This is a genomic window from Vibrio sp. R11-SG3-ISO3-SZ, assembly GCF_059834345.1.
The window spans coordinates 1-12197 of record NZ_JCBDGX010000123.1 but is presented as its reverse complement, the minus strand read 5'-3'; the positions used below and the strand labels follow the sequence as shown (position 1 = coordinate 12197).

General features: G+C 47.9%; 8 protein-coding genes. 6 read left to right on the top strand and 2 right to left on the bottom strand.

The features are described from left to right. Both AC6R1O_RS14885 and AC6R1O_RS14880 read right to left on the bottom strand, forming a co-directional pair. The coding region (locus AC6R1O_RS14885) for a sigma-54-dependent transcriptional regulator (RefSeq protein WP_500657298.1) at positions 1-1297 on the bottom strand (1297 nt) is incomplete at its 3' end. Beyond that, positions 1297-3084: a sensor histidine kinase gene (locus tag AC6R1O_RS14880; RefSeq protein WP_500657297.1), complete on the bottom strand. Its 1788-nt coding sequence runs from the start codon at positions 3082-3084 to the stop codon at positions 1297-1299. The genes AC6R1O_RS14880 and AC6R1O_RS14885, both read right to left, overlap by 1 nt. A 534-nt stretch (positions 3085-3618) precedes the next feature. Here AC6R1O_RS14880 and tig point away from each other — a divergent pair. The 6 genes from tig (at position 3619) to ppiD (ending at position 12002) form a co-directional block, all read left to right on the top strand. Beyond that, positions 3619-4920 (top strand): trigger factor, encoded by a 1302-nt coding sequence (gene tig, locus AC6R1O_RS14875; protein ID WP_500626083.1) that lies wholly within the window; start codon positions 3619-3621, stop codon positions 4918-4920. A gap of 104 nt (positions 4921-5024) precedes the next feature. Further along, positions 5025-5651, top strand: a complete 627-nt coding sequence (gene clpP, locus AC6R1O_RS14870) for an ATP-dependent Clp endopeptidase proteolytic subunit ClpP (RefSeq protein WP_045975254.1) — start codon at positions 5025-5027, stop codon at positions 5649-5651. A gap of 82 nt (positions 5652-5733) precedes the next feature. Beyond that, positions 5734-7017 carry an ATP-dependent protease ATP-binding subunit ClpX gene (clpX, locus tag AC6R1O_RS14865; RefSeq protein ID WP_334552573.1) on the top strand — a complete coding sequence of 428 codons (1284 nt, stop codon included), beginning with the start codon at positions 5734-5736 and terminating at the stop codon, positions 7015-7017. A 129-nt stretch (positions 7018-7146) separates the two neighbouring features. Then, positions 7147-9492, top strand: coding sequence for an endopeptidase La (gene lon / locus AC6R1O_RS14860; protein WP_500630052.1), 2346 nt, complete (start codon positions 7147-7149; stop codon positions 9490-9492). 194 nt (positions 9493-9686) lie between these two features. After that, positions 9687-9965 (top strand): non-specific DNA-binding protein Hbs, encoded by a 279-nt coding sequence (gene hbs / locus AC6R1O_RS14855; RefSeq protein WP_334552786.1) that lies wholly within the window; start codon positions 9687-9689, stop codon positions 9963-9965. A 177-nt stretch (positions 9966-10142) separates the two neighbouring features. Then, a complete protein-coding gene (gene ppiD, locus AC6R1O_RS14850) occupies positions 10143-12002 on the top strand; it encodes a peptidylprolyl isomerase (RefSeq protein WP_500630324.1) in 1860 nt (619 codons plus the stop codon). The last annotated feature ends 195 nt before the right edge of the window (positions 12003-12197 follow it).

Here is a 12197-nt window from a genome sequence, read left to right as displayed (position 1 = left end):
TTTTATCGTAGAGCGTTTTTCTTGGCACTTGCAGCAAGGTCATGGTGTCATTGATGCGTCCGGAAGTGCTGGCAAGCGCTTGTTCAATCACTGCTTTCTCAAACTCTGCCACTTGCAGGGCAAGCGGTGTTGCTTCGGCACTCGACTGGCTCGGATTGAGGTGACCAAGGTTACCAAGCAGCACAAAGCGCTCGGCGCTATTGCGCAGTTCACGCACGTTACCCGGCCAATCATGGCACATCAGTGTTTGCAGATCGGCATCGGGCAAGGCATTCGCGGCTTTGCCATATCGCGCGGCGGCAACCAGGAGAAAATGGTGGAATAGGGCAGGGATGTCCTCTTTTCGTTGGCGTAAAGGCGGTAAATCCAAGGTAACAACATTGAGTCGGTAGTAGAGATCCTCACGAAACGTCCCTCGAGCTGACGCTTGCTTTAAATCCACTTTGGTGGCGGCAATGACGCGAATATCCACCGGGATTAGGGTATTTGAGCCAACTCGTTCAATCACTCGCTCTTGCAGCACGCGCAGTAAACGAATTTGCGCCTGCATCGGCATGGATTCGATCTCATCAAGAAACAGCGTGCCACCTTGCGCGTGCTCAAACTTACCGATGCGTTTGGCCTCTGCGCCAGTAAACGCGCCTTTTTCGTGACCGTAGAGTTCACTCTCAATCAAATTTTCAGGGACGGCGCCACAGTTGATGGCGACGAAATTTGCCTCACGACGAGAGCTCTGCTCGTGAATGGAGCGCGCAACCAGCTCTTTACCGGTTCCTGTCTCGCCAAACAGCAGAATATCGGCGTTGGTGTCCGCGATGTGTGCAATGGTATCGCGCAGTGTTTGGATGCTAGGGGTGTCGCCGATAATCCTTGGGCCCAGTGTATTACTGGCCTTAAGGCTGCGCTTTAGTGCTTGGTTTTCGAGCGTTAAGGCCATTTTGTCCAGGGCGCGCTTGGTGGTGTCAATCAAACGGTCAATGGCAAAAGGTTTTTCAATAAAGTCATAAGCGCCGTTATGCAGCGCATTGACTGCCATGGTGATGTCACCATGGCCGGTAATCAGGATCACCGGCACATCCTTGTCTTGATGCAAAACGGAAGTCAGTAAGTTTTCCCCGGATAAACCGGGCAAACAGATGTCGGTGATCAGCACCTTTGGCATGCCATGCTCTTTGATGGCCAAAAGAGCATCTTCAGCGCAGGCAAAAAAATCGGCAGAGATCCCCTCGAGCTCGAAGCTCTGTTCAATGGCAATGCGGATGTCACTTTCGTCATCAATAAAGAATACGTCGTGCATTAGAGTTCCTTTTCAACAAGAGGGAGCGAAACAGTAAATCGTGCGCCGCCAAGGGGAGAGGTCCCAACGGTGAGCTCACCGTGCATGGTCTCAACAATGTGCTGAGAGATAGAGAGCCCAAGACCCAGTCCGTTTTTCTTGGTGGTGTAAAACGGCTCGAAGAGGTGAAGGGCCGCTTGTTGATCGATGCCAGGGCCATTGTCGTCTATGGCAATCTGCACCTGTTTATCCACTACCTTGGCGCTAAGGCGAACCTTACGCGTGTCGAGAGATTCGACCGCCTGCGCGGCGTTGGTGATCAAATTGATCAGCACTTGCTCAAGCTGGATTGCGTTGATGTCCACTTTGCCCAGTTCGGGCGCCAGTTCAACCTCGAAGTCGACTCGATACGATTTGATTTGCGGTGCGACCAACTCTTTCACCGAGGTGATCACGGGGGTTAGCGCCATAATGGAGACATCATTGCTGTCAGATTTGCGCGTAAAGGATTTCAACTGGCTACTGATTTTGGCCATTCTGTCGGTCAGTGAGGAGATACGCTGCAAGTTATCATCAACGCGATCGAGGTGGCTTTTGGCCAGAAAGCGGCGAGCGTTGTCAGCGAAACTGCGAATCGCCGCTAACGGATTATTGAGCTCATGGCTGATACTGGCCGACATCTGACCGAGTACCGCCAGTTTTGCTGCTTGAATGAGCTCATCTTGCGTTTGGCGCAGCGCGGCTTCCGTGCGTGAGCGTTCAAGAACCTCGGCGTGGAGCTCGGCGGTGCGTTCCATCACTAAGAACTCAAGTTTTTGTTTGGCTTCCGCTTGGAGGCGCTCAAATTGACGTTGCTTGAGTCGGCGCTGATAGGTTAATTGCATGGTTAAAAAGACAATCACAAACAGCAGCGACCAAACCAGGCCAAAACTCAACACTGACCAAAATACGGTCACTTTTTCCGATAGAACACGAATGGTTAAGTTAAGTTCAGGCAGGGGGCGGCTGGAGACTAAATAGTCCCCTTGAATCCAACCGAGACGCCGGTTAGTCAGTTCCGATTGCGCAAGGTCAATGGCGCCGTTGAGGCCCAGCGATTGAATGTCAGTATCGAGGTATTGCCTGCTGTCGCGAATCGCCTGCCGCGTCGCATCGTCTAAATGGGTCAAGCTCTTAAATAACCAGTGAGGGTTGCTGGACATAAAAATGACATGGTTCTGATCGGTGGCGACAAAGGTGTTTACTTTGCTGCTCCAGTTCTCTTCGATGGCAGAGAGGTCCATCTTGACCACGATGACGCCCACGACTTCAGCGGCATAGACGACAGGGTAGGAATAGTAGTAACCGCGCTGCCCAGAGGTGGATCCCAAGGCGAAGTATTGGCTCGCTCGACCTTGAATCGCTTCAAAATAATAGGGACGCCAGGCGAAGTTTCGGCTGACAAAGGAGCGATCTAAGTTCCAGTTGCTGGCAGCAATGGTGGTGCCCCAACGATCCAATAGATAGGTATCGGCGGCGAGAATCGTATCGTTAACGTTTTGCAAAAAGCGATTAGTGAGTTCGACTTGAGCGGGGTTGCCCGGTTGTTTCAGTGCCGCGAGCAACTCGCCATCTTTGGCAATCAATTTGGGCAAATGCGCGTATTTGTCCAGTTTGTTAATAATGTGACTGGCAAAGCGATCAAGCTGCTCTTGCTGCTCCGCATGTTGGGCATGGTAACGATACTCCCACATCCATTGTGAGCCAGCGAGCAACGTCAGCAAATAGAGAATAAACACAGACAGATTGGCGCGGCGAAACGACGACATAATACCCTGACAACTCTTAAAATTACGCCTCTCTATCGTACTGTTTTTTGTTACTGGAGTGTTTAAGTTATTAACGAAATTGCGCAGCAAAACCGGACTTGGATCTAGTTTTTCAGTCTATAAATAAAAAAACGCTAGTGAATCTTGAAAAACCAATTAATGTCCCCATTTCTGCTATCAAAGGCCGTCATATTGATGCTTTTTTTAGCACTTAAGTGGGTTTTTAGGAGAATGCAGCCCGTATCACTGCGATTAGCTCGACAGCTATGCATCGGGTCGGTAGAATGCTGCGTCTAAATTTTTGTCCTGAGACTAATTGGAGATGGCTTTGACCTCGCTTTTTAGTGTGGTGAGAAGAGATCGCTGATTAGTCCGGTAGTCCACATTGTTGGTTACCGATACTCGAATTACGAAATGTGTTCATCGAGCACACAAAGGATGGACCGAATTAGTGGCGTGCGGTGGTGACACTCTGCTCTGCTAATAAGGAACATAAGCTCAGCTTAGCTGAGCCTGTATTGAGGTTATTGAATAATGCAAGTTACTGTTGAAACGCTAGAGGGCCTAGAGCGTCGTCTAAACATTACTGTTCCTGCTGCTAACATCGAAGATGCTGTAACAGCTGAACTACGCAACATCGCAAAAAACCGTCGTTTCGATGGTTTCCGTAAAGGCAAAGTGCCTCTAAAAATGGTTGCTCAGATGTACGGCAAAGCGGTACGTCAAGACGTAATGGGTGAAGTGATGCAACGCCACTTCATCGAAGCGATCGTTAAAGAGAAGATCAACCCAGCAGGCGCTCCTACTTTCGCTCCAGTAGAAGCAAAAGAAGGCGAAGACCTAGTTTTCACTGCAACGTTTGAAGTTTACCCAGAAGTTGAACTGAAAGGTCTAGAGAACATCACTGTTGAAAAACCAACAACTGAAGTTCAAGACGCAGATGTTGAAGAGATGATCGACACATTGCGTAAGCAACAGGCAACTTGGAAAGAAGTTGACGAAGCTGCAGAAGAAGGCAAGCGTGCGACTATCGACTTCGTTGGTTCTATCGACGGCGAAGAGTTCGAAGGCGGTAAAGCAGAGAACTTCCCTCTAGAAATGGGCGCAGGTCGCATGATCCCAGGTTTTGAAGACGGTATCGCAGGTAAGACTGCAGGTATGGAATTCGAAATCGACGTGACTTTCCCAGAAGATTACCACGCTGAAAACCTAAAAGGTAAAGCAGCGAAATTCGCTATCAAACTGAGCAAAGTTGAAGCGCGTGAACTGCCTGAGCTAAACGACGAGTTTGTTGCTAAGTTCGGTGTAGCAGAAGGCGGTGTTGATGCTCTGAAAGCGGAAGTTCGTAAGAACATGGAGCGTGAGCTGAAGCAAGCGGTTAAAAACCGCATCAAAGAGCAAGCGCTCGACGGTCTAGTGAAAGAGAACGATATCGACGTACCAGCAGCGCTGATCGACCAAGAAATTGGTACTCTACGTCAGCAAGCGGCTCAACGTTTCGGTGGCAACCCAGAAGCCGCTGAACAGCTTCCACGTGAACTGTTCGAAGAACAAGCGAAGCGTCGCGTTGTCGTTGGTCTTCTTCTAGGTGAAGTGATCAAGTCTGAAGAGCTAAAAGCTGACGACGAGAAAGTGAAAGCACTGATCGAAGAGATGGCGACAGCGTACGAAGATCCAACTGAAGTGGTTGCTTACTACGAGCAAAACGAGCAAATGATGAACAACATGCGCAACGTTGCTCTAGAAGAGCAAGCAATCGACGCTATCATCGCTAAAGCTCAGGTTTCTGAGAAAGCAGTAAGCTTCAACGAGCTTATGAACCAGCAGCCAGCTTAATAGGCAATATCTTGCGTAGGTAGTTGACTAAGCGTCGACTATTCTGCTAACAATGGTCCGTATGATATTATCATCCGGGCCATTTATTTTAGGGACATAAGAATATGAGCTACCAAGAAAAAAATGCAATGTCGCCGATTCTAGACGCGCTAGTACCCATGGTGGTTGAACAAACTTCCCGAGGTGAACGTTCCTACGACATTTATTCACGTCTACTTAAAGAGCGTGTAATTTTCCTGACTGGTCAAGTGGAAGACCATATGGCAAACCTTGTCGTGGCACAGCTGCTTTTCTTAGAATCTGAAAATCCTGATAAAGACATCTTCCTCTACATTAACTCGCCAGGCGGCAGTGTGACCGCAGGTATGTCAATCTATGACACCATGCAGTTCATCAAGCCTAACGTCAGTACCGTTTGTATGGGACAAGCGTGTTCTATGGGGGCCTTCCTGCTTGCTGGTGGTGCGCCAGGCAAGCGTTATGTATTGCCTAACTCACGCGTGATGATTCACCAACCGCTGGGCGGGTTCCAAGGACAAGCGTCAGATATCCAAATTCATGCGCAAGAAATTTTGACCATCAAGCAGAAGCTCAATAAGTTGCTAGCAGAGCACACGGGTCAACCGCTTGAAGTGATTGAACGTGATACCGACCGTGACAACTTTATGGCAGCCGAACAAGCCGTTGAATATGGTTTGGTGGATGCGGTATTGACGCATCGCGGTGAATAAGCCAGAGCAAATTGTTCTGCGCAATTATGAATGATTTGATGTACACTCAAATCATAAAGAGTAAAGGCTAAGAGGTTAGCGAATGACAGATAAAAGCAAAGAGAGCGGTAGTAGTAAGCTTCTTTACTGCTCTTTCTGCGGCAAAAGCCAGCACGAAGTTCGCAAGCTGATCGCTGGTCCGTCAGTTTACATCTGTGATGAATGTGTCGACTTATGTAATGACATCATCCGTGAAGAAATCAAAGACGTGCTTCCGAAAAAACAGTCAGAAGCACTGCCGGTGCCGCGCGAGATCCGTGCCCACCTTGATGATTATGTGATTGGCCAAGATTACGCTAAAAAAGTGTTAGCAGTAGCCGTTTATAACCACTATAAGCGTTTACGTAATGGGGACACGACCAGTGAAGGTGTTGAGCTAGGTAAGAGTAACATCCTTCTGATTGGTCCAACGGGTAGTGGTAAAACATTGCTTGCAGAAACGTTAGCGCGTTTCCTTGATGTACCATTTACTATGGCTGACGCGACTACGCTGACAGAAGCGGGTTACGTGGGCGAAGACGTAGAAAACATCATCCAAAAACTGCTGCAAAAATGCGATTACGACGTGGCGAAAGCAGAACGTGGTATCGTTTATATCGATGAGATCGATAAAATTTCGCGTAAAGCGGAAAACCCTTCAATTACCCGCGACGTGTCGGGTGAAGGTGTGCAGCAAGCGTTGCTTAAATTGATTGAAGGCACGGTCGCATCCGTTCCTCCTCAAGGGGGCCGTAAGCATCCACAACAAGAGTTCTTGCAAGTGGATACCTCCAAAATCCTCTTTATTTGTGGCGGCGCATTTGCCGGCTTGGATAAAGTGATTGAGCAGCGCGTCGCAACAGGTACAGGTATCGGTTTTGGCGCAGAAGTGCGTTCAAAAGATGAAACCAAAACTGTGGGTGAGCTGTTCACTCAAGTGGAGCCTGAAGATTTGGTTAAATACGGCTTAATTCCTGAGTTCATTGGTCGTCTTCCTGTAACGACGACGTTGACTGAGCTTGACGAAGAAGCCTTGATTCAGATCTTGTGCGAGCCTAAGAACGCATTAACTAAGCAGTACGCGGCACTGTTCGAGCTAGAAGATGCTGAGCTTGAATTCCGTGAAGATGCATTGCGTGCGATTGCGAAGAAAGCCATGGAGCGTAAAACAGGTGCTCGTGGTCTTCGTTCTATCCTCGAGAGTGTTCTGCTTGAGACCATGTACGAATTGCCATCAATGAACGACGTCAGCAAAGTCGTGATTGATGAGTCAGTGATTAAAGGCGAATCGGATCCGTTGCTGATTTATAGCAACGCCGATAACCAAGCCGCTGGCGCTGAATCTTAATCGGATTCACAAACTAAGATGGTGTAAGAAAGGGAGTAATCAATTACTCCCTTTTTTTTATTCTTCCATTGAATCCAACCAATTAGCCCCCATATACTGCTCATAAGACTAAGCGGAAGAGAGAAGAATATGAACTTGGAACGTTCCGAACGTATCGAGATCCCCGTACTACCTCTAAGAGATGTAGTGGTTTACCCGCATATGGTAATTCCTTTGTTTGTTGGTCGTGAAAAGTCGATTGCGTGCCTAGAAGCTGCAATGGACAACGACAAGCAAGTCTTGTTGGTGGCACAAAAAGAAGCTGACACCGACGAACCCACGAAAGACGATCTGTTTGAGGTAGGAACGGTCGCCACCATTTTGCAGTTGCTTAAACTCCCTGACGGTACGGTGAAAGTACTGGTCGAAGGTCAGCAGCGCGCGAAAATTCATCAGTTTTATGAAGAAGAGTTCTTCACTGCAGATGCAGAATTTTTGTTGACTGAGCCACTGGACGAGCGAGAGCAAGAAGTGATCGTTCGCAGCGCGATCAACCAGTTCGAAGGTTTTATCAAGCTCAACAAAAAAATCCCACCTGAAGTTCTAACCTCGTTAAGTGGCATCGATGAAGCCGCTCGTCTGGCGGATACGATTGCAGCGCACATGCCACTCAAGCTGGCTGAAAAACAGAGTGTGTTGGAAATTCTTGATGTCACTGAGCGTCTAGAGTTTTTGATGGGGCAGATGGAATCAGAAATCGATTTGCTTCAAGTTGAAAAGCGTATTCGTACACGCGTTAAGAAGCAGATGGAAAAGTCGCAGCGCGAATACTATCTGAACGAGCAAATGAAAGCGATTCAGAAGGAGCTGGGCGAGTCTGAAGACGGTGTTGACGAATTTGAGACGCTCAAGCAAAAAATTGCTGAAGCGAAAATGCCGCAAGAAGCGCGTGAGAAGACTGAGCAAGAGCTGCAAAAGCTGAAGATGATGTCGCCAATGTCGGCAGAAGCGACCGTGGTTCGTGGTTACATCGATTGGATGATTGGTGTGCCATGGAACAAGCGCTCGAAAGTGAAGAAAAACCTCGCCAAAGCAGAAGAAGTGCTCAACGAAGATCACTACGGCTTAGAGCGAGTGAAAGAGCGCATTCTTGAATATTTGGCGGTGCAAAATCGCATCAATAAATTGAAAGGACCTATCCTGTGTCTCGTTGGTCCTCCAGGTGTGGGTAAGACGTCGCTAGGTCGCTCTATCGCAGCGGCTACCGGGCGTAAATACACGCGTATGGCGTTAGGTGGGGTACGTGATGAAGCGGAAATCCGTGGTCACCGCAGAACCTACATTGGTTCCATGCCAGGCAAGTTGATTCAGAAAATGTCCAAAGTGGGGGTGAAAAACCCGCTGTTCTTGCTGGATGAAATCGACAAAATGTCATCGGATATGCGTGGTGATCCGTCATCGGCGCTCCTTGAGGTTCTCGACCCTGAACAAAACAACGCATTCAATGACCACTACTTAGAAGTGGATTACGATCTGTCCGATGTGATGTTTGTTGCCACCTCGAACTCAATGAACATTCCGGGGCCACTGCTTGACCGTATGGAAGTGATTCGTTTGTCGGGTTACACCGAAGATGAAAAGCTTAACATTGCGAAACGTCACTTGGTCGACAAGCAGATCAAGCGAAACGGTTTGAAAGCGGGTGAGATTGACATTGAAGACTCAGCGATCATCGGCATTATTCGCTACTACACGCGTGAAGCGGGTGTGCGTAGCTTAGAGCGTGAAATTTCGAAGATCTGTCGTAAAGCGGTGAAGAACATTCTGCTCAAACCGGATTTGAAGAAAGTGACGGTGAGCATGGATAACCTCAAAGAGTATCTAGGTGTTCAGCGCCATGATTACGGTAAAGCGGAAGACAGTAATCGTATTGGACAGGTAACAGGATTAGCGTGGACGGAAGTCGGCGGTGACCTGTTAACCATCGAAACCCAATCGATGCCAGGTAAAGGTAAGTTGACTCAAACCGGTTCATTGGGTGATGTCATGCAGGAATCGATTCAAGCTGCGATGACCGTGGTACGTTCGCGCGCTGAAAGCTTGGGTATCAACTCTGACTTTTACGAAAAGCGTGATATTCACGTCCACGTACCTGAAGGTGCCACGCCTAAAGATGGTCCGAGCGCCGGTATCGCGATGTGTACCGCTTTGGTGTCTAGCTTGACGGGCAACCCAGTCAAAGCTGAGGTGGCCATGACAGGTGAGATCACGCTGCGTGGTGAAGTTTTGCCGATTGGTGGTTTGAAAGAAAAACTGCTGGCGGCGCACCGTGGTGGTATTACAACGGTTCTTATTCCAAAAGACAATGAACGCGATTTGGAAGAGATTCCAAGTAACGTCATCGCGGATCTGAAAGTGATTCCGGTTCAATGGATTGATGAAGTCCTGAAAGTCGCACTCGAAAAAGACCCGTCAGGTGTTGAATTTGCTCACTAAAAAGAGTGATGTGCAGCAAAAATAAGTAAAAGATTACGCTGATTAGCCGAAAAAGGCTTGTCAGCGTTTTTTTTGGGCGCTAACGTTAGCTCTTAAAGCGCCAGCCCTTGTCTGATAAGGCTTGCGCTTATATTTGGAAATGAAAATGGAACACAGCTGTCTCATTAAAAATAAAACAGGCGGCACAAAGGGGAATCACAGTGAATAAAACACAATTAGTAGAAAAAATCGCAGAAAACGCAGACCTATCTAAAGCTTCAGCAGGTCGCGCACTAGACGCTTTCATCGAAGCTGTAGGTGACACTCTACAGTCTGGTGATCAAGTCGCATTAGTTGGCTTTGGCACATTCAGCGTACGTACTCGTGCAGCTCGCACAGGTCGTAACCCTAAGACGGGTGAAGAAATCCAAATCGCAGAAGCGAAAGTACCCGCATTCAAAGCCGGTAAAGCTCTAAAAGACGCTTGTAACTAATTCAGAAATTTGACTGCATTTGCAGTTTTTTCGAACCTTTTTAAATTATGCGCATCCTACTGATGCGCATTTCTTTTTCTGGTATTATCGCGCTAATAGTTTTTTTAGTTCAATTAAGTACTTGCTGCTCAAAATATAAGCATCTTGGGCAGAGTACAAGCGGAGAGTAGTTTCAGTATGATGGACCGATTACGCGAGGGCGTGAACAGCATCGCGGTTAAAATTATCCTAGGGCTTATCATCCTATCTTTCGTTTTTGCAGGTGTGGGTAGCTACATTGTCGGTGGCTCAAACAATTCAGCAGCAAAAGTAGGGAATGTTGAGATTGGTCGTGGTGAGTTTGAACAGGCTTACCAAAACGAACGTAACCGAATGCAAGCTCAGCTTGGCGATTACTTCTCAAACCTGTTGGCTGACCCAAGTTATGTGCAATCTTTCCGCAAATCTGTGTTGGATCGAATGGTCAACGATGCGTTGCTAGAGCAGCATGCTGAGTCATTGGGGCTACGCGTGAGCGATGCTCAGGTTCGTACGCTCATTTTGGACATGCCTCAGTTCCAAATTGATGGCAAGTTCGATCAGGACATCTACCAATCTGCGTTGCGTCGTGCGGGCTTCAGTGCTGAAAGTTTTGCTGAGTACTTGCGTCGTGACTTAGTGCGTAATCAGTTACTGACTGCCATCCAGAGCAGTGACTTTGTGCTTGATAATGAAATGGAAGCACAGGGCCAACTGTTGACTCAAACTCGTGATATTAAAAAGGTCACACTCTCTCTAGAAGAGTTTGCCAACAAAGCGAATCTGTCTGAAGAAGAGATTCAGGCCTATTACGAACAAAACCCTGAGCGTTACACTCGCCCAGAGCAAGTAAAAGTTGCGTACATCGAACTGTCTGCTCAGGCGCTTAAGGAATCGATTGAGATCAGCGATGAGCAAGCGAAGCAGTACTATGAAGAGCATCTCGATAAATACTCTTCTGATGAGCAGCGTAAAGTGAGTCATATCCTTATCCAAGGTGATGATGAAGTCAAAGCGCAGGCAATTTTAGACGAGCTACAAGCGGGTGCAGATTTTGCTACTTTGGCACAAGAAAAGTCAGACGACTTTGGCAGTGCAGAAGAGGGCGGTTCACTGGGTTTCATCGAGCGTGATGTGATGGATCCCGCCTTTGAAGAAGCGGCCTTTGCTTTGGAAAATGAAGGTGAAATTTCAGGTTTAGTGAAGTCAGATTTTGGTTACCACGTCATTAAGCTTGATGAGCGAAAAGACGCGGTCGCTAAGCCATTCGAAGAGGTTAGTGCGTCTATTAAGCAAGAGCTCACCGATCAGCAGGCCATCGATCAATTCTACGAACTGCAAAGTGAGTTAGAAAAAGTCGCCTTTGAGTACCCAGATTCACTGGATGATGCAGCAAAAGCGATTGGCGCCACAATCACAACGACGGATTTCATCTCGCAAGTGGACGCGCCTGAGGTGCTAAGATCGGCAGCCGTCATGCAAGCCATCATGAGCCCTGAAGTGAAAGAAGACGGCCTCAACTCAGAAGCGATTGAGATTGCTCCAGAGCACATTATCGTGGTGCGTGTTGAAGAGAGTCGTGATGAAACACTGCTGCCGCTTAGTGAAGTCCGCGAACAGTTGATGGTGTCGCTAGCTAAAGTCAAAGGTGAACAAAATGCCATTGAACTTGCTAAAGCAATGACCGAACAGTTAGAGCAAGGCGACGCATCACTATTGGAAGAGAATGGCCTGGCGTTCTCAGACGTAGAAACCATCGATCGCAGTTCTCCTTATGCTCAGACGGTATTTGCGTTGCCAAAACCTGCAGCGGGTGAAGTTCATTACGCTCAGACCAAAGACCTTAATGGCGACATTGTGATCGTTGAATTAAGCCAAGTCTCGAGTGAGTACGACGCTCAATTTAATACTCAAATTGGTAATCAACTGCTTCAGACGAGTTCACAACAAGAACTCAGTGGACTGGTGAGTATTCTTCGTAAAACCTACGATATCGAGTATTACGCGGTGGCTCAATAATCCCGCTGGCGTGCGAGGCATCGCACGCTAACCGTGTAATTGATAATCTCATCATAACGGGCTGCATCTGCAGCCCGTTATGTTTTCTACTTTTCGCACTTTCTCCTGAGGATACGCACGTTACTCTAGTAGCGGTAATTCAGTGAACTAAGGAGATCCTATGCGAGGGAAAGCATCCCCACTTTTAGCACGCTT

Coding starts and splice junctions, on each gene's coding strand:
- AC6R1O_RS14880 (WP_500657297.1), bottom strand. CDS start 3,084: ATGTCGTCGTTTCGCCGCGCCAATCTGTCTGTGTTTATTCTCTATTTG.
- tig (WP_500626083.1), top strand. CDS start 3,619: ATGCAAGTTACTGTTGAAACGCTAGAGGGCCTAGAGCGTCGTCTAAAC.
- clpP (WP_045975254.1), top strand. CDS start 5,025: ATGAGCTACCAAGAAAAAAATGCAATGTCGCCGATTCTAGACGCGCTA.
- clpX (WP_334552573.1), top strand. CDS start 5,734: ATGACAGATAAAAGCAAAGAGAGCGGTAGTAGTAAGCTTCTTTACTGC.
- lon (WP_500630052.1), top strand. CDS start 7,147: ATGAACTTGGAACGTTCCGAACGTATCGAGATCCCCGTACTACCTCTA.
- ppiD (WP_500630324.1), top strand. CDS start 10,143: ATGATGGACCGATTACGCGAGGGCGTGAACAGCATCGCGGTTAAAATT.